Annotated in this window: 23 protein-coding genes; 7 read left to right on the top strand and 16 right to left on the bottom strand. The window is 69.4% G+C overall.

Going from position 1 to position 26,672, the window contains the following annotated elements:
- The first annotated feature begins 178 nt into the window (after positions 1 to 178).
- Entirely contained in the window at positions 179 to 1,834 is a 1,656-nt protein-coding gene (locus AB0J78_RS19100; protein WP_363790731.1) for a fumarate hydratase, read from the top strand.
- A gap of 333 nt (positions 1,835 to 2,167) precedes the next feature.
- Here AB0J78_RS19100 and AB0J78_RS19095 read toward each other — a convergent pair whose 3' ends face one another.
- From AB0J78_RS19095 to AB0J78_RS19075, 5 genes are all read right to left on the bottom strand, one after another.
- Positions 2,168 to 2,602: a hypothetical protein gene (locus AB0J78_RS19095; protein ID WP_363790729.1), complete on the bottom strand. Its 435-nt coding sequence runs from the start codon at positions 2,600 to 2,602 to the stop codon at positions 2,168 to 2,170.
- Positions 2,603 to 2,725: 123 nt separating this feature from the next.
- The gene (locus tag AB0J78_RS19090; RefSeq protein WP_363790727.1) at positions 2,726 to 3,607 is read right to left on the bottom strand and encodes an alpha/beta fold hydrolase; all 882 of its coding nucleotides are present in this window, start codon (positions 3,605 to 3,607) and stop codon (positions 2,726 to 2,728) included.
- 41 nt (positions 3,608 to 3,648) lie between these two features.
- Positions 3,649 to 6,324 carry a GNAT family N-acetyltransferase gene (locus AB0J78_RS19085; RefSeq protein ID WP_363790725.1) on the bottom strand — a complete coding sequence of 892 codons (2,676 nt, stop codon included), beginning with the start codon at positions 6,322 to 6,324 and terminating at the stop codon, positions 3,649 to 3,651.
- A 12-nt stretch (positions 6,325 to 6,336) separates the two neighbouring features.
- A complete protein-coding gene (locus AB0J78_RS19080; RefSeq protein ID WP_363790723.1) occupies positions 6,337 to 7,512 on the bottom strand; it encodes an acetoin utilization protein AcuC in 1,176 nt (391 codons plus the stop codon).
- 83 nt (positions 7,513 to 7,595) lie between these two features.
- Positions 7,596 to 8,447: a sulfurtransferase gene (locus AB0J78_RS19075; protein WP_363790721.1), complete on the bottom strand. Its 852-nt coding sequence runs from the start codon at positions 8,445 to 8,447 to the stop codon at positions 7,596 to 7,598.
- A gap of 122 nt (positions 8,448 to 8,569) precedes the next feature.
- Between AB0J78_RS19075 and AB0J78_RS19070 the strand changes: the two genes are divergently transcribed.
- From AB0J78_RS19070 to galE, 3 genes are all read left to right on the top strand, one after another.
- Positions 8,570 to 9,265, top strand: coding sequence for a metal-dependent transcriptional regulator (locus AB0J78_RS19070; protein ID WP_132620300.1), 696 nt, complete (start codon positions 8,570 to 8,572; stop codon positions 9,263 to 9,265).
- Positions 9,262 to 10,440, top strand: a complete 1,179-nt coding sequence (galK, locus tag AB0J78_RS19065; RefSeq protein WP_363790719.1) for a galactokinase — start codon at positions 9,262 to 9,264, stop codon at positions 10,438 to 10,440. The genes AB0J78_RS19070 and galK overlap by 4 nt, the downstream gene beginning before the upstream one ends.
- Positions 10,441 to 10,503: 63 nt before the next feature.
- Complete coding sequence (galE, locus tag AB0J78_RS19060) at positions 10,504 to 11,466, top strand: UDP-glucose 4-epimerase GalE (RefSeq protein WP_363790717.1); 963 nt, start codon at positions 10,504 to 10,506, stop codon at positions 11,464 to 11,466.
- Between the two features lie 26 nt (positions 11,467 to 11,492).
- On the opposite strand, the gene AB0J78_RS19055 is transcribed toward galE, so the two are convergent.
- Both AB0J78_RS19055 and AB0J78_RS19050 read right to left on the bottom strand, forming a co-directional pair.
- Positions 11,493 to 12,593: a DUF4192 domain-containing protein gene (locus AB0J78_RS19055; protein WP_363790715.1), complete on the bottom strand. Its 1,101-nt coding sequence runs from the start codon at positions 12,591 to 12,593 to the stop codon at positions 11,493 to 11,495.
- Positions 12,594 to 12,784: 191 nt separating this feature from the next.
- Positions 12,785 to 14,566, bottom strand: coding sequence for a Xaa-Pro dipeptidyl-peptidase (locus AB0J78_RS19050; protein ID WP_363790713.1), 1,782 nt, complete (start codon positions 14,564 to 14,566; stop codon positions 12,785 to 12,787).
- A 150-nt stretch (positions 14,567 to 14,716) separates the two neighbouring features.
- On the opposite strand from AB0J78_RS19050, the gene AB0J78_RS19045 reads away from it, so the two are divergent.
- Positions 14,717 to 15,010: a hypothetical protein gene (locus AB0J78_RS19045; RefSeq protein ID WP_363790711.1), complete on the top strand. Its 294-nt coding sequence runs from the start codon at positions 14,717 to 14,719 to the stop codon at positions 15,008 to 15,010.
- Here the strand turns inward: AB0J78_RS19045 and AB0J78_RS19040 are convergent.
- Positions 14,997 to 15,737, bottom strand: coding sequence for an SDR family oxidoreductase (locus tag AB0J78_RS19040; protein WP_363790709.1), 741 nt, complete (start codon positions 15,735 to 15,737; stop codon positions 14,997 to 14,999). The genes AB0J78_RS19045 and AB0J78_RS19040 overlap by 14 nt on opposite strands.
- Before the next feature lie 23 nt (positions 15,738 to 15,760).
- Complete coding sequence (locus AB0J78_RS19035; protein ID WP_363790707.1) at positions 15,761 to 15,913, bottom strand: hypothetical protein; 153 nt, start codon at positions 15,911 to 15,913, stop codon at positions 15,761 to 15,763.
- A 108-nt stretch (positions 15,914 to 16,021) separates the two neighbouring features.
- Here AB0J78_RS19035 and AB0J78_RS19030 point away from each other — a divergent pair, with 108 nt between their 5' ends.
- Positions 16,022 to 17,299: an aminotransferase class I/II-fold pyridoxal phosphate-dependent enzyme gene (locus AB0J78_RS19030; RefSeq protein ID WP_363790705.1), complete on the top strand. Its 1,278-nt coding sequence runs from the start codon at positions 16,022 to 16,024 to the stop codon at positions 17,297 to 17,299.
- A 68-nt stretch (positions 17,300 to 17,367) separates the two neighbouring features.
- Here the strand turns inward: AB0J78_RS19030 and AB0J78_RS19025 are convergent, their stop codons facing one another.
- The 4 genes from AB0J78_RS19025 to AB0J78_RS19010 form a co-directional block, all read right to left on the bottom strand.
- A complete protein-coding gene (locus AB0J78_RS19025) occupies positions 17,368 to 17,712 on the bottom strand; it encodes a hypothetical protein (protein WP_363790703.1) in 345 nt (114 codons plus the stop codon).
- 290 nt (positions 17,713 to 18,002) lie between these two features.
- Entirely contained in the window at positions 18,003 to 20,828 is a 2,826-nt protein-coding gene (locus AB0J78_RS19020; protein ID WP_363790701.1) for a vitamin B12-dependent ribonucleotide reductase, read from the bottom strand.
- Positions 20,829 to 21,007: 179 nt separating this feature from the next.
- Positions 21,008 to 21,499 carry a transcriptional regulator NrdR gene (gene nrdR, locus AB0J78_RS19015; protein ID WP_363790699.1) on the bottom strand — a complete coding sequence of 164 codons (492 nt, stop codon included), beginning with the start codon at positions 21,497 to 21,499 and terminating at the stop codon, positions 21,008 to 21,010.
- Positions 21,500 to 21,759: 260 nt separating this feature from the next.
- Complete coding sequence (locus AB0J78_RS19010) at positions 21,760 to 22,233, bottom strand: LysM peptidoglycan-binding domain-containing protein (protein ID WP_363790697.1); 474 nt, start codon at positions 22,231 to 22,233, stop codon at positions 21,760 to 21,762.
- A gap of 293 nt (positions 22,234 to 22,526) precedes the next feature.
- On the opposite strand from AB0J78_RS19010, the gene lexA reads away from it, so the two are divergent.
- Positions 22,527 to 23,192, top strand: coding sequence for a transcriptional repressor LexA (gene lexA, locus AB0J78_RS19005; protein ID WP_363791111.1), 666 nt, complete (start codon positions 22,527 to 22,529; stop codon positions 23,190 to 23,192).
- 9 nt (positions 23,193 to 23,201) lie between these two features.
- Here the strand turns inward: lexA and AB0J78_RS19000 are convergent, their stop codons facing one another.
- The 3 genes from AB0J78_RS19000 to dapF all read right to left on the bottom strand — a co-directional run bounded on the left by AB0J78_RS19000 (position 23,202) and on the right by dapF (position 26,665).
- Positions 23,202 to 24,233, bottom strand: a complete 1,032-nt coding sequence (locus AB0J78_RS19000; RefSeq protein WP_363790695.1) for a hypothetical protein — start codon at positions 24,231 to 24,233, stop codon at positions 23,202 to 23,204.
- Positions 24,223 to 25,656 (bottom strand): GTPase HflX, encoded by a 1,434-nt coding sequence (gene hflX / locus AB0J78_RS18995; protein WP_363791109.1) that lies wholly within the window; start codon positions 25,654 to 25,656, stop codon positions 24,223 to 24,225. Before hflX ends, AB0J78_RS19000 begins: the two co-directional genes overlap by 11 nt.
- Before the next feature lie 166 nt (positions 25,657 to 25,822).
- Complete coding sequence (gene dapF / locus AB0J78_RS18990) at positions 25,823 to 26,665, bottom strand: diaminopimelate epimerase (protein WP_363790693.1); 843 nt, start codon at positions 26,663 to 26,665, stop codon at positions 25,823 to 25,825.
- Positions 26,666 to 26,672 lie beyond the last annotated feature (7 nt).

The raw sequence follows: 26,672 nt of genomic DNA, 5'->3' as shown, positions 1-26,672 counted from the left end.
CCATGTGAGGGAGCCGTCCAACCACGAGAATGTCAATCCGAGCCGGTTTCGACCAGGGCGCACCCGGCACGCACCACCGGGTCTCCGTCACACATAGCCCACCCGTGTGGACGGCGTGATCCGCTGCGCGGTTACATGAGTGCACGCGTAACCCGAACGCGCGCAAAGGAGCCGCGACGTGACCACCACGAATTTCGACTTCACCGAGGTGCTCCCCCTCGGCCCCGACGACACCGAGTACCGCTTGGTGACCGATGAAGGCATCAAGGTCGTCGAAGCCGCTGGGCGCCGCTTCCTGGAGATCGAACCCGCCACGCTGACCTCGCTGGCCGCCGAGGCGATCAAGGACATCCAGCACCTGCTGCGTCCATCGCACCTCGCCCAGCTGAAGTCGATCGTGGAAGACCCCGAGGCCAGCGCGAACGACCGCTTCGTGGCCACGGACCTGCTGCGCAACGCCTGCGTGTCGGCCGGCGGGGTGCTGCCGATGTGCCAGGACACCGGTACCGCGATCGTCATCGGCAAGCGGACCGAGTCGGTGCTCACCGGCGGCCAGGACGAGGAGTCACTGGCTCGCGGCATCTTCAACGCCTACCAGGACCTCAACCTGCGCTACTCGCAGATGGCGCCGCTGAACTTCTGGGACGAGCGCAACACCGGCAGCAACCTGCCCGCCCAGATCGAGCTGTTCAACAAGCCGGGCACCGACCCGTTCTACGAGCTGCTGTTCATGGCCAAGGGCGGCGGCAGCGCGAACAAGACCTTCCTCTACCAGGAGACCAAGGCGCTGCTGAACCCGACGCGCCTGGGCCGCTTCCTGGAGGAGAAGCTGCGCTCTCTGGGCACCGCCGCGTGCCCGCCGTACCACCTGGCGATCGTCGTCGGCGGCATGTCGGCCGAGTACAACCTCAAGGTCGCCAAGCTCGCCTCCGCGCGCTACCTCGACGAGCTGCCGCGCGAGGGATCCGGCTCCGGGCACGCGTTGCGCGACGTCGAGATGGAGCAGCAGGTCCTGGAGATGACCCGCCAGTTCGGCATCGGCGCGCAGTTCGGCGGCAAGTACTTCTGCCACGACGTGCGGGTCATCCGGTTGCCCCGCCACGGCGCGTCGCTGCCGGTGGGCGTGGCGGTGTCCTGCTCGGCGGACCGGCAGGCCAAGGCCAAGATCACCCCTGAGGGCGTGTTCCTGGAGCAGTTGGAGCGCGACCCGGCCAAGTACCTGCCGGAGGTCTCCGACGAGCAGCTCTCCGACGAGGTCGTCAAGATCGACCTCAACCGGCCGATGGCCGAGATCCGCTCCGAGCTGTCCAAGCTGCCGGTCAAGACCCGCGTGTCGCTGACCGGTCCGCTGGTCGTGGCGCGCGACATCGCGCACTCCAAGATCGCCGAGCGGCTCGACGCGGGCGAGCCGATGCCCGACTACATGCGCGACCACCCGGTCTACTACGCCGGTCCGGCCAAGACCCCCGACGGCTACGCCTCAGGTTCCTTCGGCCCGACCACCGCCGGCCGGATGGACTCCTACGTCGAGCAGTTCCAGGCCGCCGGGGGCTCGATGGTCATGCTGGCCAAGGGCAACCGCTCCAAGAAGGTCGCCGAGTCCTGCCAGAACCACGGCGGGTTCTACCTCGGTTCGATCGGTGGCCCGGCCGCCCGTCTGGCCCAGGACTGCATCCGCAAGGTCGAGGTCCTGGAATACCCCGAGCTGGGCATGGAAGCCGTCTGGCGCATCGAGGTCGAAGACTTCCCCGCCTTCATCGTCGTCGACGACAAGGGCAACGACTTCTTCGCCAACTCGACGCAGCCCACCCTGCAGATCTCCTTCGGTCGCTGAGATCCTCTTCCCGAACTCGTTGTGCGTGCCGGTGCCGGTCGCGGAACCTGACCTTCGGCGGTGCGAGCTGCTCAGATGGTCTTCACGGCTCGCGGCTGCGCAGCTTGCACACGGGTCAGGAACGCGCTCTGCGGTTTTCGCGCTGGACGACCGGTCTTGGGCTCACCCGCGCGTGGTGCGCGGGTGAGCCCAAGCGGCCGCGGTCATCCCGCTGCGAAAGCCCGCATCGAGACCAGGACTGCCGAACCAGGCCCACCGTGGAGCCCCACCTCCGGCGGCGAGCCGGGTTCCGCACGCGCGGCGGCGGCAGGTTTCCGCCGCGCTACAGCCTGATCAGCGCGGGACCTTCACATCTTTCTGCTCCAGGACCACTTTTCGCCCTTCCAGCGGAGCGCTGAGGCTCACCGCCACCGGCGGGTACCTCAGGTCCATCGTGCAGATGCCCGGCGGCTCCGGAGTCTCCTCCACCAGGATGATCTTCACGTGGTCCGCGGTCTGCTCCGCCACTTCGGCGTGCACCTTGCTGCAGCCGCCCTCCTGACCGGAGGCGACTACTGCGGTACCGTTGTCCTGGGTCCAGACCTTCTTCGGATATCCTTTTGGCAGCAGCGAAAGATCGATGGCCTCTGCGGCCACCGGCTTCCGTTCCGGTTCAGGTTTCGGCTGAACCGGCCCGGGCGGCACCGGCGGTTGACCACCGAACCCCACGTCGTTGGTCGGCTGTTGGGCGCAGGCTGCCAGGACGATAAGCAGACTCCCCGCGCCCACTGCAGTGTGTAGGCGTCTCATACCTCTAAGACGGACGCTCGGGAGTCAGCGGTTGCGTCCCGGCCGAGGTGGATCACTCCACACCTTTCACACAATTCACCCGGCCGGGTGCGCCACCCGCGGTCAGCGTCCGAGGACGCCGTTCATCCAGTTCTCGATCCAGGCCGCCATCTCGGCGGAGCTCCGCGTCCACTTGAAGTGGTCCACCGGCCCGCCCGCGTCGTCGGCCGTGTAGTGCCGGGCGGTGCGGTCGGCGCGGGTGGAGTGCTTGACCAGGTCGTCCATGGACGAGGTCGGCGCCAGCTCGTCGTTGTCCACGGTCACGGTGAGCAGCGGGGTCGTCACCTCGGCCAGGGCGGCGTCGTAGTCGAGGTCGCATCCGGTCAGCCGCCAGCGCCCGGTGCGCGCCTGGCGCGCCCAGTCGCGCATCAGGCCCGTCGCCTGCCTGCCCCCGAAGACGTAGCCGGGCCAGTACCCGAGCAGCGTCGAGGCCAGCGCGATCGTCTGGGTTCCCAGCAGTGAGTAGTAGTACTTGGCCAGGCCCGGATAGCCCCGGTACCAGACCGAACCGGTGGCGATCAGCGCCGCGCCCCGGATCCGGCCGGGATTGGCGGCGGTGTGCAGCAACGCGATCTGACCGCCGAGGCTGTGGCCGAGGACGAACCGGGGCGCCCTGGGGAAGACCGATTCGACCAGGTCGAGCACGGCGTCGAGGTCGTCGACGAAGTCCTGGTAGCCGAAGTGGACTCCGCGCTGGGGCCGGGGCTTGTTCTCGCCCTGCCCGCGCACGTCGTACGACACCACGGTCATGCCGAGCTGGTGCAGCTCGGCGACGAACCGCCGGTAGTAGCCGGCGGGTACGCCCATGGCCGGTGCCAGCACGGCGACCGGCGCGCTCGGGTCGTCCTGCTGCAACGCGCGCACCTTGATCCGGTACTGGCCCGCGGGGACCACGCCGAGCACGGGGGCGGGCGCGTCGATCTTCCGGGTCGTGACCTCATCCACGCGCACAGATTAACGGAACTAGCACGTTCCGTCTGTGTCCCCTATCGCAGTCGCCGCGGCCCGGTGTCCGGAACCGCCGCGGACTCGCCCAGCGACACTCTGGCCCCGGTGACCGCAGCACCGTTCGGCGAGGCCAGAACCGGCTGCAACACCAGCTGCCGCACCTCGGGCAAGTCCTCGGCCAGGGTCGCCACCCGCAGCACCAGGTCCTCCAGCGCGGACAGGTCGGCCGGCTCCACGCCCCGGTACCCGACCAGCAGCGGCGCCGCCCGAGGCGCGCGCACCAGCGTGGCAACGTCGACGTCGGTCAACGGCAGCGCGCGGTACGCCTTGTCCCCCAGCAGCTCGCTGGCCACGCCGGAGAGCCCGAACGAGACCAGCGTGCCGAACGAGGGGTCGTCGATGAGGTCGATGACGCACGAGGTACCGCGCCCGGCCATCCGCTGCACGTAGACCTCGTCGATCCCCGAGACCCGACGCACGTCGGCGTACGCCGTGCGCACCGCCTCCGGACTGCCCAGGTCCAGCCGGACCCCGACCAGGTCGTTGCGGTGCCGCAGCTTGGCGCTGGTGGACTTCAGCACCACCGGGTAGCCCAGCTCCTCAGCCGCGGCGATCGCGCCGTCGACGTCGGAGACCTTGCGGAAGGGCACCACCTCGATGCCGTAGCAACCCAGCAGGCGCACGGTGCGCTCGTCACCGAGCTCCACCACGCCCTCGGCCAACCACTGCTCGACCAGGGAACGCGCCTGCTCCCCGTCCACCTCCGGGCGCACGAAGTGCCCCTTCGGCGCCGCGCGCCACTTCGCGTAGCGGGTGACGCGAGCCAGCGCGAGCACCGAGCGCTCCGGGCTCGGGTACGACGGCACCGAGCCCTTGCCCGTGGTCCCGTCCGGTCCGGGCACCACCAGTTCGTCCGGCACGCCCTCCGCCGCCAGGAAGGTGGTCACCACCGGCTTCGAACGCGCGGCGTCGGCCTCCTGCAGCGCGTTCCGCAGCGCCCGCGCGTAGGCCGTCCCGGGCACCGCCACCGGCGGCGCGAACACCGTGATCAGCGCGTCGACGTCGTCGCGCAGGGCGGCATCGCGCACCGCGGCGGCGAACTCCTCCGGCCCGGCAACAGCCCCGACGTCGACCGGCTCGTGCGCCAGCTGCAGGCCCTGCGCCTGGGCCACGTCGGCGGCGATCATGCCCAGCGCCGACGAATTGCCCACGATCGAGACGCGATCGCCCTGCGGCAGCGGCTGGTGGGCGAGCAGCAGCGCGGTGTCGAACATCTGCGCCACCGACTCGACCCGGATCACGCCGGACTGCTCGAACAGCGCCTGCACGCTCGTCTCGTCGATCTCCACCGTGGTGGCGGCCAGACCCGCGCGCACCGAGTTGCGACCCGACTTGACCACCACGACCGGCTTGCTCCGGGCCAACCGCCGGGCGAGCCGCCCGAACTTGCGCGGATTGCCGAACGATTCCAGGTACAGCAGCACGACATCCGTGGCCGGGTCCGTCTGCCAGTACTGCAGCAGGTCGTTGCCGGACAGGTCGGCGCGGTTGCCCGCGGAGACGAACGTCGACAGCCCGAGCCCGCGTTCGGTCGCGGTCTCCAGGATCGCCACGCCCAGCGCACCGGACTGGCTGAAGAACCCGGTGCGGCCACGTCCGGGCAGCTGCGGCGCGAGGCTCGCGTTGAGCCGGAACTCCGGGTCGGGGTTGACCACGCCGAGCGCGTTGGGGCCCACCACCCGCATGCCGTGCACGCGAGCGGCCCGCACCATCTCGCGCTCGACCTCACGTCCCTCCGGCCCGGACTCGCTGAACCCGGAGGAGACGATGACCAGCGTTTTCACGCCCTTGGCCAGGCAGTCGTCGAGGACCTCGTTGACGCTGGCAGCGGGAATCGCCACCACAGCCAGGTCGACCTCGTCGGGGATGTCGAGCACCGAGGGGTAGGCCCGCACGCCGCGCACCGAGCGGTGCTCGGGGTTGACCGGGTAGACCGGGCCGGTGAAGTCCGCGGTGAGCAGGTTGGTCAGCACCGCGTGACCGATCTTGCGGGGATCCGTGGAGGCGCCGATCACCGCCACCGACCGGGGACGCAGCAGGTTGTGCACGCTGCGCGCCTCAGCGGCCTGTTCCCGGGCTCGGGCCACCGCGACCGATTCCTCGGTCGGGTCGATGTCGAACTCCAGGTGCACGACGCCTTCCTCCATGGCCCTGCTGACCTGGTAGCCGGCGTCGCGGAAGACCCGAACCATCGTCGAGTTCTCGGCCAGGACCTCGGCCACGAAGCGCCGCAGACCGCGTTCCTGCGCCGCGGCCGCGAGGTGCTCCAGCAGGATCGAGCCCAGTCCGCGCCCCTGGTGACCGTCCTCGACCACGAACGCGACCTCGGCGGACTTCTGCTCACCGAGCCGGTCGAAGCGGCCGACCGCGACGATGTCGTCGCCGAGCAGCGCGACCAGCGCGATCCGGTTGGCGTAGTCGACCTGCGTGAACCGCCGCACGTCGCGCTCCGGCATCCGCGGGTACGGACCGAAGTACCGGTAGTACCTGGTCCTGTCGCTGAGCCGCCCGTGGAAGGCGAGCAGCTTGTCCTTGTCGGCCGGAACGATCGGCCGCAGGTGCACGGTGCCGCCGTCGGACAGCACCACGTCGGCTTCCCACTGCCGGGGGTAGTCCTGCTGCGGCCCGGCCTCCTCTCCCCGCTCTTCGTCCACTTCGGATGCTCCTCAGTCGCGGCTGTCTGCCGGGTCCAGCCCGAGCAACGGGAAAACCGCGTGCCGGGCGTCGCGGATCGCGGTGTCCACCGACGAAGCGGTCACCCCGGTCCAGGCTTCGAAGGACGGGTCCGCCCCGTCCGACATCGACGTCGGCATCGGTACGTTCTGCGCACGCCGGACGGCGTACGCGATCCAATCCTCGGGGATGGTCGTCTCCGGCGCTACGTCCCGGTTCAGCAGCGTCGCCAGCAGGTGGGTCCACGCCCTGGGCACCACGCGGAACAGCGAATACCCCCCACCGCCGAGCGCCAGCCACTTGCCGCCGGCGTAGTTCTCGGCGAGTTCGCGCAGGTTCTGATAGGTCGCGCGCTGCCCGTCGACGGTCATCGACAGGTCGGCGAGCGGGTCCTCGCGGTGCGCGTCGGCGCCGCACTGGGTGACCAGCACCTGCGGGCGGAACTGGTCCAGCACCGAAGGCACCACCGCGTGGAAGGCGCGCCGCCAGTCCGCATCACCGGTGCCCGGTGGCAGCGGGATGTTGACCGCCGTGCCGTCGGCGTTGCCCTTGCCGACCTCGGTGGCGAAGCCGGTGCCCGGCCACAGCGTCACCGGGTGCTGGTGCAGCGAGATCGTCATCACGCGCGGGTCGTCGTAGAAGGCCGCCTGCACGCCGTCACCGTGGTGCACGTCGACGTCGAGGTAGGCGATGCGTTCGACGCCCTGCTCCAGCATCCAGGCGATGGCCACCGAGCAGTCGTTGTAGACGCAGAACCCGGCCGCGTGATCGGCCATCGCGTGGTGCAGTCCCCCGGCGATGTTGACGGCGCGGTCGGCCTGGCCGGACACGATCTGCTCGGCGGCCTTGATGGACGCACCCGCGATCAGGGCCGACGCCTCGTGCATCCGGTCGAAGATCGGGTTGTCGTCGGTGCCCAGCCCGTGCCCGACCTCCCAGCCGCTCAACGGAGCCGAGCGAACCGCGGCCATGTACTCGGCGGTGTGCACCCGCAGCAGGTCCCGTTCGGTGGCCGGCTCGGGTTTGAGCGTCTCCACGCCGTCGAGCAGACCGAGCGAGTCCGCCAACCGCATGGTCAGGTCCAGGCGGATCGGATGCAGCGGATGGTGCCCGCCGAGGTCGTACTCGAGCAGCGACTCGTCCCAGACCACGGCCAACTGAGAACCCATGGGCGGGACGCTACCCGCAGGAAGCCGCCCGCCACAGGGTCTCGGCCGCGTGACCCGCCGAACCGGATCGATCTTGCGAGCGCTCAGCCCGCGTCCGCACCGGTGGCCGCCGGCCGCGCGGGGTCCGCCGCCCAGTTCGACCACGAGCCCGCGTACAGCGCCGCCGGGTTGCGGGCGTCGGTGATGCCGGCGTGCTCCAGCGCGAGCAGCACCGAGCAGGCGGTCACGCCCGAACCGCAGTAGGCGCCGACCGCGCTGTCGCCGGTGACGCCCAGCGCGGCGAAGCGCTCGGCCAGCTCCTCCGGCGAACGCCAGCGCCCCGACTCACCGGTGTGCTCGCTGAACGGCGCGTTGCGCGCTCCGGGGACGTGCCCGGCACGCGGGTCCATCGGCTCGACCTCACCCCGGTACCGCTCCGGGGCCCGCGCGTCGAGCAGCACGCCGTCGCGAGCCAGCCCGGCCGCCTGATCTGCGTCGATCACCGGCATCGAACCGGGCCGAACCCGGAATCCGCCGTCACCGGGTCCCGGGGTCTCGGTGGTGGTCGGCTTGCCCTCGGCGGTCCACGCCGCGTAGCCGCCGTCGAGGACGGCGACCGAGCGGTGCCCGGCCCAGCGCAGCAGCCACCACGCCCGGGACGCTGCCGAACCGTTGTCCGAGTCGTAAACCACCACCGGCCGGTCGGCGTCCACTCCGGCGCGGCGGAGCACCTCCTGCAGGGCCGCCGGATCGGGCAGCGGATGCCGGCCCGCCGGGCCCGGCTCGGCCGCCAACTCGGCGTCCAAGTCCACGAAAACCGCTCCCGGCAAGTGCCCGTGGGCGTAGTCCTCCCGTCCCGGTGGGCCGAGCAGGGACCACCGCACGTCGAGCAGCGTTGGGTGCGGGTCCGCACTCAGCGCGGACATGAGATCATCGGTACTGATCAAGGGATGCATGACGGCCTTTCGAAACCCGCCGACGAGGTCGGTCATCAATCTTGGCTGTCAACTCCCCGGCCACTGACCGTTGTCGCTGGCAGCGACTAGCATCGTGGTTGGGACTTGAATGGGGAGCCGACGTGAACGATCTCATCGATACCACTGAGATGTACCTTCGCACCATTTACGACCTCGAGGAAGAGGGCGTGGTGCCACTCCGGGCCCGGATCGCCGAGCGCCTGGAGCAGAGCGGACCCACCGTCAGCCAGACGGTGGCCCGCATGGAGCGCGACGGCCTGCTGATGGTCGCCGAGGACCGCCACCTCGAGCTGACCAAGGCCGGTCGTGCCCGGGCGATCAGCGTCATGCGCAAGCACCGCCTCGCCGAACGGCTCCTCGTCGACGTGATCGGCCTCGAGTGGGAGCACGTGCACAACGAGGCGTGCCGCTGGGAGCACGTGATGAGCGAGGCCGTTGAGCGCAAGCTCGTCAAGCTCCTCGGTGGCCCCACCACGTCCCCCTACGGCAACCCCATCCCCGGACTCGACGACCTCGGTGTCGATCACGTCGAGAGCGCGGTCGACGGCGAGCTCCAGCGAGTCGACGAGATCGCGCGCAACGGCGGTGGCCGCGCGGTCATCCGCCGCATCGCCGAGCACGTGCAGCTGGACCCCGACCTGATGACCGACCTCAAGGAGGTCGGCATCGTGCCGGGCAACGAGGTCGAGATCCTGTCGGTGGTCGGGGCGAACAAGCCGATCGAGGTGCGCGGCCAGAGCGGTACCGCCGAGCTGACCCCGAGCATCGCCCACGCGGTCATGGTGACCGCCAAGTGACCGTCTCCGAACGCGCAGCGGAGCTGTTCGCCGCTGAGCACGGTCGTGCCGCCAGCGCGGTGTGGTCTGCCCCCGGCCGGGTCAACCTGATCGGTGAGCACACCGACTACAACGACGGTTTCGTGCTCCCGATGGCGATTCCGCACCGGGCGGCGGTGGCCGTCGGAACGCGCGAGGACGGCAAGCTCGTGAGCGCGACGCTGGGCGACGACGGCGAGCTTCACCGAAGCGACGAGGTCGTCGTCGACGAACTCCGGCCCGGCTCCCCCAGCGGCTGGTCCGCCTTCCCTGCCGGCGTCGCGTGGGCGCTGCGCGAAGCCGGTCATCCCGTACCCGGGCTGAACCTGATGATCGTCGGTGATGTCCCCACCGGTGCGGGCCTGTCGTCCTCCCACGCGCTGCAGTGCGCTGTTGCGCTGGCGTTGCTTGACCACTTGGGCCTGGCGCCGGGCGAGCCGAACGCGCCGAGCCTGGCGGAGATCGCACGGATCGTGCAGCGCTCGGAGAACGACTACGTCGGCGCTCCCACCGGACTGCTCGACCAGACCGCCTCGCTGCGCTGCGTCGAGTCCAACGTGCTGTTCTTCGACGTCCGCTCCGGCGAGGCCGAGCAGGTCCCGTTCGACCCGCGCAGCGCCGGCCTCGAACTGCTGGTCATCGACACCCGCGCGAAGCACTCGCACAGCGAATCCGGTTACGGAGTACGCCGGAAGGGCTGCGAGCGGGCGGCGGAGCTGCTGGAGGTCAAGGCACTTCGGGACGTTTCGGCGGCGCAACTGCCTGCGGCGTTGGAGCAGCTTCCGGATGAGCTCCAGCCGCTGGTCAAGCACGTGGTCTCCGAGAACGAGCGAGTGCTGTCCACCGTGGAGCTGCTGCGCTCCGGCGGTTACGCCGAGATCGGCCCGCTGCTCAACGCCTCCCACGCCAGCCTCCGCGACGACTACCGCGTCTCCTGCCTGGAACTCGACGTCGCAGCGGACGCAGCGGTGCAGGCCGGTGCACTGGGTGCGCGGATGATCGGCGGCGGTTTCGGCGGGTCGGCGATCGCGCTGATCTCCAGCGCCGACCGGCAGCGGATCGAGTCCGCCGTCCGGTCCGCGTTCGCCGAGCGGAGCCTCACCGAGCCGCGCGTGTTTATCGCGATACCCTCCGCCGGTGCGGGACGGGACCTGTGACGAGCTCGTCGACCTCCGCTTCCCGCCGAATCGACTAGTTTTCCCACGGAAGGCAGTGCGCAGTTGAAGCTCCTGGTCACAGGCGGTGCCGGTTACGTCGGAAGCGTGTGCGCAGCACGCCTGGTGGAGGCAGGTCACGAGGTCGTCGTGGTCGACGACCTGTCCACCGGGCACGCCGACGCGATCCCGGACGGCTGTAAGTTCGTCGAGGCCGACATCGCCTCCGCGGCGAGCGAGCTGCTCGCGGAGCGGTTCGACGGTGTGCTGCACTTCGCGGCCAAGTCGCTGGTCGGCGAGTCCATGGAGGACCCGCAGAAGTACTGGCAGGGCAACGTCGTCACGTCGCTGCGCCTGCTGGATGCGATGCGCGAGCACGGCACGCCGCGACTGGTGTTCTCCTCGACGGCGGCGACCTACGGCGAGCCCGAGGTCTCCCCGATCACCGAGGACCTCCCGACGCGGCCGACGAACACCTACGGCGCCACCAAGCTCGCGATCGACCACGCGATCACCTCCTACGCGTCCGCGCACGGCATCGGCGCGGTCAGCCTGCGGTACTTCAACGTCGCCGGGGCGCACGGCGCCTTCGGCGAGCGGCACACCGTGGAGACCCACCTGATCCCGATCGTGCTGCAGGTCGCGCTGGGTCAGCGCGAGCAGGTGCAGATCTTCGGTGAGGACTGGCCCACCGCCGACGGCACCTGCGTCCGCGACTACATCCACGTCACCGACCTCGCCGACGCCCACCTGCTGGCGCTGCAGAACGCCGAGGGCGGCCAGCACCGCATCTACAACCTGGGCAACGGCACGGGCTTCTCGGTCAAGCAGGTCATCGACACCTGCCGCGAGGTCACCGGGCACCCGATCCCCGCGAAGGTCGCACCCCGCCGAGCGGGCGACCCCGCGACCCTGGTGGCTTCCAGCCAGCGGGCGCGCGAGGACCTGGGGTGGCAGCCCCAGCGCGCCGACATCGGCGTGATCGTGCGTGACGCGTGGGAGTTCACCCGCGCGCGTCACGCGTCCTGAACGCTTCTTCCGCTTCTTCGCGCACATCAGCAGCCTCCCTCCTCGTCGAGCAGGAGCTGGACGTCGTCGACCGAGTGCCGGGCGACGGCGGCCAGCTCCGCGGGCGGAATTCCGGCGTCCATGGCCTGCCGGAGCAGGATGCCGAGGGTGTGCTCGGGCCTGACCCTCTCGATCCGTTCCAGCGCGACGCCCGCCAACGCGCCCTCACCGCGCACGTAGGCCGAGAACGCCAGCAGTGCGGCGACCTCGACGAGTTCGGGATCCGGCGCCTTGCGCACCAGCGTCAGCCAGAGCTCTTCGGCCGGACGCGCCAGTTCGCTCAGCGCGGTGCCCATCACGATGTCCCGCACCCGGACGTCGGCGACGGCCTGCAGCACGCCCAGCAGGTCGTCCTCGGTGAGCGCGGAGCCCGCGGCGATGCGCTGGATGGCGCCGAAGACCTTGCGCAGGTCTTCGGTGACGCGTGACGGGTCGTAGGAGTCGATGGCCTCCTCGGTCAGCGCGTCGAGCTTCGCCGACCAGCGGCTGATCACCTCTTGCGATTCGGGCGCGACGAGTTCGCGCAGTTCTTCCCTGCTTCCGAAGGTCACCGACCCCTCGGCGGCCATCACGGCTCCCATCGCGGATTCCTTCGGATCCGCGACGACGCCGCGGCAGCCCTCGTCGAAGTAGCACCGCCACTTCTCGCCGGCCGCGATCTCCGGCACGTGCAGCGCGTGGGCGGTCACGATCCCGGCCTGTAGCAGCGTTTTCCGAACCACCTCGATCAGGCCGAGCATCGGCGGCTCGGAGTCGGGACCGGACTCGTCGGACTCGTGGCACCTGCCGCCGCAATTCTCCGGGCAACCCGAGTAATTGGGTTTGTCGCCGACCACGACCATGATCACGCCTTCGACGTTCTTCCTGCTCAGCGGGCCTGTCAGCAGGAACTCGCCGAACGTGCAGGCGGTCGCGGGGCACGGCAGGTCCACGCGCAGGGTCATGCCGAACTTCGGGGTTCCGGTCAGGTCGTGCAGCGTCAGCACCACGAAGGAGTTGACCGGGTTGAACCCGATCATGTGCGGTAGCGCGGCCAGCACGTCACCGGGATCGCTCAGCGATATCTGGGTGTTCAGTCGGGTTGTCATGCCACAACGATGGAGCCGAAAACCCAGCTGGCGAAACCGATTTCGCGAATCTCTGGACAACTTCGTCCGCTGTGGACAGATCGGTGGCGAAACGCTCGAAACCACACCGATCAGCGACGATCGATCAGGCTAACTTCGCCACCCCATCGATCGTTGCTCTCCGCTACCGCAACGGATTTCATGAAATTCAGTCATGGAATCCTTCCGACGGCGGGAATCGAGATGCTGGTGCGCGCCAGGTCCAGCCCCAGCCCGGCCCCCGGCTTGGGGCGCAGCGTGAAGTCGTGATCGCTGGAGAGCACCACCACGCCCAGCCGGTGCCCAGGATCGAACACGTAGTCGTCGGGCTGCATGGTCACGGTGATCGCGTAGTTCCGCCCCGGCTCGATCGGCGTGGTGCGGTCCAGCGCATCCCGGTTCTGCGGATCGGTCCACCCGCGGGTGACCACCGAGACCGAACCGTCCGGCGCCTGGTCGACCAGCAGAACGGTCACGTTGGCCGCCGGCCGGTCGAAGGTCAGCGCCAGGTCAGCGCGCACCTCACCGCTGACCCGCGCCCGTTCGGCGAGCGGCTCGGTGAAGTAGGCCAGCCGGTTCGGCGAACTCGGTGCCGCCGCGAGATCCTCGGCCAACAGCCCGGCGTCGTCGGTGAGGCCTTCGACCATCTCAGCAACGGGGCTCGCAGCGCTGAGACCACCTCGCTGCGGTCCACCCGCGCTCGGACGCAACACCGTCTCGGCCGCATCCGGAGCGGGCCATTCGGGCTCCTCGGTCCAGCTGCCGTCCTCGCGCTGCACCGTCGCGCGCGGCTCGCCCTCCACGCCGTTGGGCACGTCGTAGAGGTAGCGGGTGAACCAGCGGTTCAGCGTCCGCAGCCACTCCTGCTCGCGCAGCTTGATCGGGTCGGTGTGGCCGGACTGGTGCCACCAGATCTTGTGCGGGACGTCGTGCTCCCGCAGCGCCTGGTACCACTGCGCGGCCTGGCGCGTCTTGACGTTCCAATCGTTGAGGCCGTGCACCGACAGCACGGCCGCGTGCACCTCGTCGACGTCGTCGAGGTAGTTGCGCTCGTCCCAGAACCGGCTGTAGTCGCCGGTGATCCGGTCCTGCTCAGCGGTGAGACCATCGATCACCGGACGGCAGGGCTCCCTGTCGGCGCGGGTGTGGACGTATTCGGCCAGCACATCGGCGTCCTCGCCCTGGTAACCGCCGGGCGCGACCACGGCACCGTCGGTTCGGTAGTAGTCGTACCAGTTCGAGATCGCCCCGATCGGGACGATCGCTTCGAGCCCCTCGACCCCCGTGGAGGCCACGGCGTTGGGCAGGGTGCCGTTGTAGGAGACGCCCATCATGCCGACCTTGCCGGTCGACCAGTGAGCTCGAACGGGCGCACCGCCGGCGTCGTGGCCGGGTGCGCGGCCGTTGAGCCAGTCCACCACTGACTTGGCGCCGATCGTCTCGTTCTCGGCACCGGTGGTCGGGCACCCCGTGGACTCCCCGGTGCCCAGCGACTCGGCGTAGACCACGGCATAGCCCCTGGCCAGCAGGTACTGCTCGTAGGCCCAATCGATCTCGGCGGCGACGGCGACCCGTTCGTCGCCCGTCGTGCGGCGCGTCGTGCGCGGTCCGGCCTGCTCCGGCACGTGCAGCTCGGTGTCGACGTTGTGGTTGGGCACGTCGTTGCCGCCGGAGAAGTACGGGCTCGCCTGGTAGACCACCGGAACCCGCAGACCGCGCTCGGACTCCTTCGGCCGCACCACCTGGACGTGCACCCGGTCCTGCTGACCGTCGTGGTCGCTGTCGACCGGCGCGGTGACGAACAGGTCCTGGCGCACCGCTTGAGCCGGGTCGAACACCGGCTGCGCTTCACCGTCGGAGAACACCGGGCCCTGCGGCGGTTGGGCAGCCGCCGTGGACCCGACCAGGGGCAGGGCGAAGATCGCCGCGAGACAACCGGTCACAACGCGCCGCATGCAGGGCTCCCGAAGCTGGAAGAAGGACGACAGCAGCACTTTTCTTAGCGCGAAATGGGAAGTCAATCACCGATGCGGCGGGTTCCCGCCAGAACCACCCGGGCGGCAGTAAGGTCGAAGCGTCGGGACCGGAACCAACGAGGAGTTCGCATGTCGATTCCGTCCAGCCTGCTGACCTCGGCCGGTTTGATCGGTGGCTTCGCGGTGGCTCGCGCCTCCCAGCACCGGCACTGGGGCGGAGTCGTCGCGGCAGGCGCCGGCTTGGGCGCGATGGAGGTCTGCCGCCGCCGCTCCGGTGTCGTCCCGGCGTTGGCCCTGGGGGCGACCTACGGAACAGCTCTGGCGGGCTCGCACCCGCTGGCGAAGAAGATCGGCGCCTGGCCCTCGGTGTTCGCCGTGACCGCCGCGACCGCGACCGCGGCCCACCTGCTCACCCGCCGCTGAGGAAGTCCTCGAACGTCGCCCGTCCGACGGCACGGTCCGGGACGAGGTTCTCACCGGCGCGCAACGCCCTGAACACCGCACCCGGAGGCCGCAGCCGGAGCACCCGCCTGCGAAGCCCGTGGGCCTCGCAGTACGCGCGGGTCAGGTCCGCGTGGCTGCGCACCTGCGGTCCGCCCATGTCCGGCACCCGACCAGCAGGCGCCCCGTCGACCAGTTCGGCCAGCCGGTGGGCGACCTCGTCCACCGCGATGGGCTGAAATCGCACGTCCGACAGCGCCGCGACCACCGGCGAGCGGCGCTGCACCGACGCGATCTTGGCGATGAGCTCGTGGAACTGCGTGGTGCGCAGAACCGTCCACGGCAGGCCGGAGCCCCTCACCAGGCGTTCGGCCTCGAGCTTGGCCCGGTAGTAGAACAGCGGTACCCGGTCGACGCCGACGATGGAGATGTAGACCAGGTGCGGCCGACCCGACCGGCGAGCCTCCTCGACGAGGTGCCGGGTGGCGACCACGTCCTTGCCACCGTTGGTGGTGGCGCAGTGCACGATCGTCTCGGCATCGGAGACCGCGGCACCGATGCCCTCACCGGTGCGCAGGTCACCGACCACCCGCTGCGGCCCCGCCCGACGACTGAGCACGCGGACGTCGTGCCCGGCCCCGCGCAGCAACCCCACCACGGCGCTGCCGAGCGTGCCTGTACCACCGGTGACCAGGATCGATCCGCCCATGCTTCCGTCCTCTCGTCGACTCGCTACGGGTACCAGGGACGCGATCTCGGGATCCAGGCCGGAACCTCGCGCCGGTAGCGCTCGTAGTCCGCGCCGAAGCGGCGGACGCCGATGACCTGCGCACGAGTCACACGATGCCGTTCGTCGAGGGCCGGCACCAGTACCCACGTGGTCACACCGGGCTCGCAGCGCGTGACCGGTCCGCGTGCCGTCTCACACCGGTTCGCAGGTGAGAGCTAGGCTGTTTGCCGACCCGTTACTCGACACGGCGAAGGAAACAACCGGTGTCTGATCCAGCTTCATCCATTGAAGAGCTGACCGCCCAGCGCGACCGCGCCCACCAGGAGTTCGCAGATCTCGTGGCGCGTGGCCTGAAACTGGACATCACCCGAGGAAAGCCCTCGCCGAAGCAGCTGGACCTGTCCAACGAGCTGCTCGACCTCGCCAGCGGAACCGACGCCGACGGCGCTGACCTGCGCAATTACGGTGGGCTCAACGGCCTGGCCGAGCTGCGGGCGATCTTCAGCGACGACCTGCAGGTGCCGGTAGACCAGCTGCTGGCGGCGGGCAACTCGAGCCTGGAGCTCATGCACGACGCGCTGGTCTTCGCGCTGCTCAACGGCGTGCCCGGCGGCACGCAGCGCTGGGTCGCCGAGCAGGAGATCGCCTTCCTGTGCCCGGTGCCCGGCTACGACCGCCACTTCGCCCTGTCGGAGCGGCTCGGCATCAAGATGATCACCGTCCCGATGACGCCCGACGGCCCGGACATGGACGTCGTCGAGCGGCTCGTCGCCGAGGACTCTCGCATCAAGGGCATCTGGTGCGTGCCGAAGTACAGCAACCCGGACGGTGCCGTCTACTCCGACGAGACCGTGCGGCGGCTCGCCGCGATGAGCACCGCGGCTCCGGACTTCCGGATCTTCTGGGACAACGCCTACGCGGTGCACCACCTCACCGATGACGAGGCCGAGATCGCCGACGTGCTGGCGCTGTGCACCGAGCACGGCAACCCCGACCGCGCGCTCGTGTTCGGCTCCACCTCGAAGATCACCTTCGCGGGTGCGGGCGTGGCGTTCTTCGGCTCATCGCCTGCGAACATCGAGTGGTGGCTGGCCTCGACGTCCAAGCGCAGCATCGGCCCGAACAAGGTCAACCAGCGGGCGCACGCCCGGCTGCTGCGCGACGCCGCCGGCCTGCGCGAGCACATGCGCAAGCACGCCGCGCTGATCCGCCCGAAGTTCGAAGCGGTGGACAAGATCCTCAGCGCCGAGCTGGGCGGCACCGGGCTGGCCAAGTGGAGCAACCCGGCCGGTGGCTACTTCATCAGCCTGGAGGTCCCCGCGGGCTGCGCCAAGGCCGTCGTCGCCAAGGCCAAGGAAGCGGGCATCGCCCTCACCCCTGCCGGTGCGACCCACCCCTACGGGGACGACCCGGAGGACTCGGTAATCCGCATCGCGCCGACCTTCCCGGAGCTCGCCGACGTCGAGGCCGCCACTGCGGGCCTGGCCGTCTGCGTTCGCCTCGTCGCCACGGAGAAGATCCTGGCCGAGAAGCAGTCCTGATCTGAGAACGACGAAGGCCGGTGCGGTTCCTCGGGAACCGCACCGGCCTTCGTCGTGGAAGAGCGGTTTCAGCTGGAGCTCTCGTCGTGGAGGACCAGCGGCCAGGCGTCCTCGTAGTGGACTCCTGGTTCCGGCGGGACGGGCTCACCGGTGTCGGGGTCGACGCATCCGATGTCGAAGGCCTCACCAGCGCGAACCGGCCTGACCGTTCCGTCCTCGATGAACCAGCCGTAGACGTGCTTGATCAGGACGTCGCTGCCCTGGGAGTCGGTGAACGCGACCTCGTCGGTGAGCGAGTACAACACCAGCGACACCATCGTCCCCTCGCGCAGCAACTCGTCGAGGAAGCGCTCGACTTCGGGATCGTCCAGGACCAGCTCATCGCGGTAGTCCAACGCCGCCAGGGTGTTCACGGACCGATCCGGAAACCCCGTCACGGTCAGGACGTGCACACCAGGTGCGGCGAAAAGAACCGCGTTCTTCAGCAAGCTTCGTGCCCGCATCTCCACCTCCGCGTGTCTCGGTGCGGATGAGAGTGCCGAACTCGGGCTCGCCGTTCGTCGTCTCAAGACGCACACCCCGCGGGAACCCCCGAACGTGAGCACGCTTGCTGGGCAGACGCGAAAGGTCAGAACACGAAAGAAGTCCGGGGTGGGCGTGTTGGTCACGCCCACCCCGGACTTCGGTCATTCAGCGCTCAGGCTCAGCTGCAGCCCGAGGTGGAGCCGCAGCCCTCGCAGAGGTAGCAGGAGCCGGACGGGCGCATCTTCGTGCCGCAGGTCATGCACAGCGGCGCGTCGGCGGCCTTGCCGAGCTGGAGCTCGAGCAGCTCGGTGGAGCTGCCCGCGCGACCCTCCTGCTTGGACTCGGACTTCTCCTCGGCCTTCGCGTAGTCCACCGTGGACCGCATGGTGTCCAGGTCGACGTTGTCCGAAGACTGAGCCGGTTCCGTGTTGTTGACCTGGGCTTCCCGCTCGTCCACGGTGAAGATGCCCAGCTGGGCGCGCTTCTCGTAGGGCAGGTAGTCCAGCGCCAGGCGGCGGAACAGGTAGTCCAGGACGCTGCTGGCCATCCGGATGTCCGGGTCGTCGGTCATGCCGGCCGGCTCGAAGCGCAGGTTCTGGAACTTCGAGACGTAGAACTCCAGCGGGATGCCGTACTGCAGGCCGACCGAGATCGACATGGAGAAGGCGTCCATCACACCGGCCAGGGTCGACCCCTGCTTGCCGAGCTTGACGAAGATCTCGCCCAGCCCGTCGTCGGGGTACGAACCGGCGTGCAGGTAGCCTTCGGCTCCGCCGACGGTGAACGACACCGTCTGGCTCGGGCGCTTCTTCGGCAGGCGCTTGCGGACCGGGCGGTACTCGATCTGCTTCTCGACGACCTTCTCCGACTCGCCCTGGTCGCCCTTGCCGGCGGACAGCGGCTGGCCGACCTTGCAGTTGTCGCGGTAGATCGCCAGCGCCTTCAGGCCCAGCCGCCAGCCCTCGAAGTAGAGCTCCTCGACCTCTTCGACGGTCGCCGACTCGGGCATGTTCACCGTCTTGGAGATCGCACCCGAGATGAACGGCTGCACCGCGGCCATCATCCGCACGTGGCCCATCGGCGCGATCGAGCGCTCGCCCATCGCGCAGTCGAAGACCTCGTAGTGCTCCTGGCGCAGACCCGGCGCGTCAACGACGTGACCGTGCTCGGCGATGTACTCGACGATCGCCTCGATCTGCTCTTCCTGGTAGCCCAGGGCCTGCAGGGCGCGCGGGACCGTCTGGTTGACGATCTGCATCGAGCCGCCGCCGACCAGCTTCTTGAACTTCACCAGCGCCAGGTCGGGCTCGACACCGGTGGTGTCGCAGTCCATCATCAGGCCGATGGTGCCGGTGGGAGCCAGCACCGACGCCTGGGCGTTGCGCCAGCCGTTGCGGTTGCCGATCTCCAGACCCTGCTGCCACACCTGGGTGGCCAGCTTGTGCACGGTCTTGTCGTTGTGGTGGTAGGTGCGCACCAGGTCGTTGGCCGCGGCGTGCTTGCGCATGACCCGCTGGTGGCCCTCGGCGTTGCGGGCGTAGCCCTCGTAGGGGCCGACCACACCGGCGAGCTCGGCCGAACGCTTGTAGGCGGTGCCGGTCATCAGCGAGGTGATCGCCGCCGCCAGCGCACGACCACCGTCGGAGTCGTAGGCGTGACCGGTGGCCATCAGCAGCGCGCCGAGGTTGGCGTAGCCGATGCCGAGCTGGCGGAACTTGCGGGTGGTGACGCCGATCGACTCCGTCGGGAAGTCCGCGAAGCAGATCGAGATGTCCATCGCGGTGATGACGAACTCGACGGCCTTCTCGAACAGCTCGGCGTCGAAGGTCAGGTCATCGCGCAGGAACTTCATCAGGTTCAGCGAGGCCAGGTTGCAGCTGGAGTTGTCCAGGTGCATGTACTCCGAGCACGGGTTGGACGCGGTGATCCGGCCCGTCTCCGGTGAGGTGTGCCAGTCGTTGATCGTGTCGTCGTACTGGATGCCCGGGTCGGCGCATTCCCACGCGGCCTTGGCCAGCTTGCGGAACAGGTCGCGGCCCTTGACGGTGTCGATCACGTCGCCGTCGGTGCGGGAGCGCAGACCGAAGTCGTTGTCGCTCTCGACCGAGCGCATGAACTCGTCGGAGACGCGCACCGAGTTGTTGGCGTTCTGGTACTGCACCGAGTTGGAGTCCGCGCCACCGAGGTCCATGTCGAAACCGGCGTCGCGCAGCGCGCGGATCTTGTGCTCCTCGCGCGCCTTGGTCTCGATGAACTCCTCGACGTCCGGGTGGTCGACGTCGAGGACGACCATCTTGGCCGCCCGGCGGGTCGCCCCACCGGACTTGATGGTGCCCGCCGAGGCGTCCGCGCCGCGCATGAACGAGACCGGGCCGGAAGCGGTGCCACCGGAGGACAGCAGCTCCTTGGAGGAGCGGATGCGGGACAGGTTCAGCCCGGCCCCGGAACCGCCCTTGAAGATCAGGCCCTCTTCCTTGTACCAGTCGAGGATCGACTCCATCGTGTCGTCGACCGACAGGATGAAGCAGGCCGAGACCTGCTGGCGCGAGCTGGTTCCCACGTTGAACCAGACCGGCGAGTTGAAGCTGAAGACCTGGTGCAACAGCATGTAGGTCAGCTCGTGCTCGAAGACCTCCGCGTCCGCGTCGGTCGCGAAGTAGTCGTTCTCGACGCCGGAGGCGACGTAGGTCTTCACGACGCGGTCGATCAGCTGCCGGAGGCTGCCCTCCCGCTCGTCGGTGCCGACGGCACCGCGGAAGTACTTGCTGGTGACGATGTTGACCGCGTTCAACGACCAGAAGTCGGGGAACTCGACCCCGCGCTGCTCGAAGTTGACCGAACCATCCCGCCAGTTGGTCATCACCACATCGCGACGCTCCCACTTGACGTCGTCGTAGGGGTGCACCCCTTCGGTGGTGTAGACGCGCTCAACCCGGATGCCCTTGCGAGCATCTGCTTCCGGCTCCCCCGCTGCGCCGGCCGGGCTACCGACGGTCTCTGTCATGACCTGCCCCTTTTCCTTCTTCATCGCTCGCTCAGTCGCTCGTCGCGTTTCGTCGGCCCCGTCCGGGCTCCCCGTCCGGTTCGGTCGTGACTCTGTTCTCTTCGCCGTCCCCGCCCGGGACTGCGAATGGCCTTTCGCGCTTCCGCCCCCCTTGCGGGACGTGCGCCGTCGCGGCTTGCTCAACCGCCGCACTCCACGTCTAGTCGCTCGCCGTCCTGCGGGGACTCCCTCGCAGCCCGCAGGTCGGTAATTTCCTTCTCGAAGTCCTCCACCGAGGAGTACGCGCGGTAAACGCTCGCGAAGCGCAGGTAGGCGACTTCGTCCAGTTCCCGCAGCGGACCGAGGATGGCCAGCCCGACTTCGTGGCTGGGCAGCTCGGCGACGCCGGAGGACCGGATCGCCTCCTCCACCTGGTGCGCCAACTGCTGCAGTGCGTCCTCTTCTACCGGACGCCCCTGACAGGCACGGCGCACGCCGGTGACCACTTTCTCCCGGCTGAAGGGCTCGGTGACGCCCGATCGCTTCACGACCGACAACACCAGCTCTTCGATCGTCGTGAACCGGCGACCGCACGCCGAGCACGAGCGTCGGCGGCGGATCGCCTGGCCGTCCTCGACTTCGCGCGAGTCCACGACCCTGGAGTCATCGCCGCGGCAGAACGGGCACCGCACCGGCCATTCACCCCCCTTCCCCCTTGGCGGCCGTCAGCCGGGATCCACCGGCCCGCGACCACGTACGCCCATGGGGTACCCAGAACCCTGGAAGCCCAATCTATGGACTAACCACATGGACGTAACTACTAGATGTTGTGGTCGACTTTAAACCCGCGTCGGACCGCGTTGCAAACCGACACACCTGTGTCGCCCGGCCGGATGACGCACCCCTCGCCCCAGCTGGGAAAACCCGCGAACCACAACATCTTGGGGTTCGATCAGCTATCGACCGGCACCACCAGGAATCGGCCCGCTTCCGCGGAAGGCGTCCCGAGACCGTTGAGCTCGACGATGCGATCGACAGCCGCGCGAGGGTCCGCATCGGGCGCCATGCGCGTCGCGATGCTCCACAGAGTGTCCCCCGTTCGCACCTGCACAACGGTGGTACCTCCCGCCACCGGCGCGTCGCCAGACCCGAACAGCCCCACCAGCACCACACCCAAGAAGGCCGCAGCGGCGACACCGGAGAGCACGAGCCACTCGCCGAGCCTGCCCCTCTCCGGAATCGGGCGGGCGCAGGGTCTGACCTCGGCGGCCCGCTCGCGGCGCCGAGCCTCGATCACACGCCCATGTGGGCGACGAGCCTCGACCCGGCGCGGGCGCGACACGATCGGCTCGACTTCCGGCCGACCGGCGAGCGACTCCCGCTCAACAGGCCGAACTCGCCGTACTGTGTCGATGAACGTGGTCATGTCGCCTCCCGCGCGGAACGATGATCGAAAGGTTGTTCGATCGAACCTCCGTGCGATTGTGTACCAAGAGTGGCCTTCAGCGCGAGACCCTGGGCCAAAATTAACTCGAACAGGTGTTTGATCTCCGTGTTTCTCGCGTCTACTGTGGAAAGCGAGCAGCGGACAGCGAACACCGGTGACCAAATCCGGGGCGGCACACCGCTCGATGAAGACCAGCACCGCAGTTCACACGAGTTCAGGAGGCAGCGGTGGCGAGAAATGCGACCGGCTCTATCGGGGGCCGCGTAGACGACATCAAGGACTCCCCTGCCGAGGTGGACACCGTGCCAGAGCAGGCCACCGCGGCCGAGGAACTCAGCGACCGCCAGCTCAGGGTGCTGGAGGCCATCCGGGAGTGGATGAGCGAGCACGGCTATCCCCCCAGCGTCCGGGAGATCGGTGACGCGGTGGGCCTGACGTCGACCTCCTCGGTGGCCTACCAACTGCGCGTGCTGGAGCGGAAGGGGTTCCTGCGCCGCGACCCGCACCGGCCGCGCACCGTGGGCGTGCTGGTCGGCGGAGAGCCGGAGAACGAGGCTCAGGCGAAGCCGGCCTACGTCCCGGTCGTCGGCAGGATCGCGGCAGGCGGTCCGATCCTGGCGGAGGAGTCCATCGAGGACGTCTTCCCGCTGCCCAAGGAGATCGTCGGCGACGGAACCCTGTTCCTGCTGAAGGTCGTCGGCGACTCGATGGTCGACCTGGCCATCACCGACGGCGACTGGGTCGCCGTCCGCCAGCAGCCCGACGCCGACAACGGCGAGGTCGTCGCTGCCATGATCGACGGCGAGGCGACGGTGAAGACCTTCAAGCGCACCGACGAGCACGTCTGGCTGATGCCGCACAACTCGGCCTACGAGCCAATCCTGGGTGACGACGCCCAGATCCTCGGCAAGGTCGTCGCGGTCCTGCGCCGCCTCTGAGCGAGGCGGTCAGAAGCGTTTGCGGCGCCAGCCGATGAGGTAGACCAGCAGGGCGGCGATGACTCCGGCGAACAGCAGCGCTCGGCCGGTGGACATGCCGCCCTCCTCGGTCGCGGGCTGGGCCTGGTCACCGTCGCCGCCGGGCGGCGCAGGCTGATCGGTCGCCGTCTCGGCGGACGGGTCGCCGTTCGCCCCGGCGATGCGGCGAACCGCTTCTCCGCCCTCGGAGCCGGACAGCAGGCTGCCGCCGGGCTCCCAGGCGATGGCTTCGCCCTGTTCCTCGTCCGGGAGCGGGATCCGCACCGGTTCGCTCTTGAGCGCTTCGAGCACGTCCCCGTTCGGTGAGCGGTAGACGTAGGCCTCGGTGTAGGTGCGCAGTGCTACCAGCGTGCCGTCCGCGCTCACCGATCCACCGGTGACCAGAACCGAACCCATCGATCCGTCGAGCGGTCCGCCCGGCGTCTTGGTCGCGCGCAGGGACACCGAGCCGACTCGTGCCATCGGGACGGTCCGGGCCGGGTCCAGCGGCTCCGCGGGCCGGTACACCCCGGCCCAGCCGAGCGGCTCCTTGGTGACGATGTGCGGCACTCCGGCCCGGTCCAGCAGCAGCGCCTCGGCGTCGTGCGGACTGTCCGGATAGGACATCCGGTACAGCGCGGAACCGCCGTTGCGATCCAGCACGTGCAGCGCCACGTCCTTCCGCTTGTGCCCGTTGTCGCCGGTGTCGGCCAGCCAGAGAGCTCCGTCCGGAGCCAACGCCAGGTCCTCGACGTCGTAGGGATCGCTGTCGCCGGTGCGTTGCGAGCGGACCTCGCAGGTCCGCGGGTCGAGCACGAACGCCCGTGCCCTCGATCCGCTGTCGTTGATGGCGTACCAGTTGTCCCCGTCCGAGGCCATTCCGGACAGCTCGGAGAGCCCGGATTCCTCGATCGTGCACAGCTCGAACGGCGCCGACTGAGCGTGCGCGGGCGCCCCGGAGAGGGTCGCGCAAGCGGAGAGCAGCGCGGCCCCGGTCAGGCCGCCGGCTCGGTCAGGCCGCACCGTTGGCTGCGAACGGCTCGATCAGCGAGGCCAGGTCCGGGCGGACCTTGGCCTGGATCCGAGTGCCCTCGGGGGTGTGCTCCTCCTCGACGACCTCGCCGTCGCTGTGCAGCCGCGCCACCAGATCACCCCGCGTGTAGGGGATCAAGGCGTCGACGAACACCTCCGGGCGCGGCAGCCGGTCGGCGATGATCTCGCGCAGGTGCTCGATGCCCTTGCCGCTGTGCGCGGAGACCAGCACGGCCTCCGGCAGCAGGCGGCGCAGTTCGGCCATGCGCGTCTCGTCCACCGAGTCGATCTTGTTGACGACGAGCAGCTCCGGGGGCATCTCCGACTTGTGCTCCTCGGAGATCTCGCTGAGCACCTCGCGCACGGCGGCGACCTGCTCGTGCGGCGACCCCTCGGAGCCGTCGACGACGTGGACCAGCAGGTCCGCGCTGGCGACCTCTTCGAGGGTGGAGCGGAACGCCTCGACCAGCTGGTGCGGCAGGTGGCGCACGAACCCGACGGTGTCGGTGAGCGTGTGCGGCTGGCCGTCGGGGGTGACCGCCTTGCGGGTGGTCGGGTCCAGGGTGGCGAACAGGGCGTCCTCGACCAGGACACCGGCGCCGGTCAACGCGTTGAGCAGGCTGGACTTGCCTGCGTTGGTGTACCCGGCGATGGCCACGCCGGGGACCTCGTTGGACTCGCGGCGGCTGCGCTTGGTGCCGCGGACGGTCTTCATCGCCGCCAGTTCCTTGCGCAGCTTGCTGATGCGCTTGTGGATGCTCCGGCGGTCGGTCTCCAGCTTGGTCTCACCGGGACCGCGGGTGCCCACACCGCCGTTGGCGCCCGCCCGGCCACCGGCCTGGCGGGACATCGTTTCACCCCAGCCGCGCAGTCGCGGCAGGAAGTACTGCAGCTGAGCGAGCTCGACCTGCGCCTTGCCCTCCTTGGAGCGGGCGTGCTGGGCGAAGATGTCGAGGATCAGCGCGGTGCGGTCGACGACCTTGACCTTGAGCTTCTCCTCCAGCTGACGCAGCTGGCCGGGCGAGAGCTCACCGTCGCAGATGACCGTGTCGGCGCCGTTGGAGGCGACCAGGTCGCGCAGCTCGCGGACCTTGCCGGAGCCGATGTAGGTACCGGGGTCGGGACGGTCGCGCCGCTGGATGATGCCTTCGAGCACCTCCGAACCGGCGGTCTCGGCGAGGCGGGCGAGCTCGGCGAGCGACGCGTCGGCGTGCGCGGCGTCGCCCTCGGTCCAGACGCCCACCAGCACGACGCGCTCCAGCCGCAGTCGCCGGTACTCGACCTCGGTGATGTCCTCGAGCTCGGTGGACAGCCCGGAGATCCGCCGCAGCGAGGCGCGGTCTTCCAGCTCCATCTCGCCGGTGGAAGGCTCACCACCGGCCAGGATCGGTTCGAATTCGTCGCCGTCGGCCATGTCCTGGTCCAAGGCGGCGTCGTGGTCGAGCTCTGGGGATGCGGTCAAGGAATCTCTCATCTCACGTTCATTGTCCCACGCTGCGCGACCCATTTTCACTCGCTGCGCTCGCCCGAGCCCGTCCGCGCAGCGCTGAACTGCGGGATCGGGGTCGTCGAAGGGATCGTCACGGGTTCTGCCACCAGTCGGGGTCCAGTCGTCCTCCGCCGACCAGCACGGCAGGGCCGGTCAGGGTGGAACCGCTGGCGGCGATCTCCACCTCGACGGTGCCGCCGGGGATGTGCACCACCCGGCGACCGGTGGTCTGACCTGCGGCGTGCAGTGCGGCGGCGGTCGCGGCGACCGTGCCGGTGCCGCAGGAGCGGGTCTCGCCGACACCGCGCTCGTGCACCCGCATCCGCACCTCGTCGCCGCCGAGCGGCCGCACGAACTCGACGTTCACGCCGTCCGGGAACAGGTTCACGTCGTGCGGCGGAGCCGCGCCGAGGTCGAGGGCGTCGAGATCGTGATCCCCGACGCAGGCCAGGTGCGGGTTGCCGACGTCGACGGCGACGCCGGCGAAAGCGGTGCCGTTCACCGTCGTGGTGGATTCGCCGAAGATCTTGGCCTGCCCCATCTCGACGGTCACCCGGCCGTCCTGGTGGGTGTGCACGGGGCGGATGCCCGCGCGGGTGCCGACCAGCAGATCCCCGGACGAGGCGAGGCCGGACACGACGAGGTAGCGGGCGAACACGCGCACGCCGTTGCCGCACATCTCGGCGATGGATCCGTCGGCGTTGCGGTAGTCCATGAACCACACGTCCGACGGGACGTCGGCCGGGGCGTCGGTCAGGTTGCCCGCGCGGATCACGCGCAGCACACCGTCGGCGCCCAGACCGCGCTGCCGGTCGCACAGAGCGCGCACCCGGTCGCCGGTGAGCTCCAGCTCACCGTCCGGGTCGGGCAGGATGACGAAGTCGTTCTGGGTCCCGTGGCCCTTGATGTACTCGGGTCCTCCGAAGGCGTGCACGTCGCCA

The organism is Saccharopolyspora sp. NPDC049426, assembly GCF_040676935.1.
Taxonomy (GTDB): domain Bacteria; phylum Actinomycetota; class Actinomycetes; order Mycobacteriales; family Pseudonocardiaceae; genus Saccharopolyspora.
Note: the sequence above shows the minus strand (reverse complement) of the source record. Positions and strands in the feature narration are given on the sequence as shown.

Bases quoted from the DNA above. Each gene is read 5' to 3' on its own strand.
- AB0J78_RS19080 (WP_363790723.1), bottom strand. From the start codon at position 7,512: ATGGGTTCTCAGTTGGCCGTGGTCTGGGACGAGTCGCTGCTCGAGTAC.
- AB0J78_RS19075 (WP_363790721.1), bottom strand. From the start codon at position 8,447: ATGCATCCCTTGATCAGTACCGATGATCTCATGTCCGCGCTGAGTGCG.
- AB0J78_RS19055 (WP_363790715.1), bottom strand. From the start codon at position 12,593: ATGACAACCCGACTGAACACCCAGATATCGCTGAGCGATCCCGGTGAC.
- AB0J78_RS19050 (WP_363790713.1), bottom strand. From the start codon at position 14,566: ATGCGGCGCGTTGTGACCGGTTGTCTCGCGGCGATCTTCGCCCTGCCC.
- AB0J78_RS19045 (WP_363790711.1), top strand. From the start codon at position 14,717: ATGTCGATTCCGTCCAGCCTGCTGACCTCGGCCGGTTTGATCGGTGGC.
- AB0J78_RS19040 (WP_363790709.1), bottom strand. From the start codon at position 15,737: ATGGGCGGATCGATCCTGGTCACCGGTGGTACAGGCACGCTCGGCAGC.
- AB0J78_RS19020 (WP_363790701.1), bottom strand. From the start codon at position 20,828: ATGACAGAGACCGTCGGTAGCCCGGCCGGCGCAGCGGGGGAGCCGGAA.
- AB0J78_RS19010 (WP_363790697.1), bottom strand. From the start codon at position 22,233: ATGACCACGTTCATCGACACAGTACGGCGAGTTCGGCCTGTTGAGCGG.
- hflX (WP_363791109.1), bottom strand. From the start codon at position 25,656: ATGGCCGACGGCGACGAATTCGAACCGATCCTGGCCGGTGGTGAGCCT.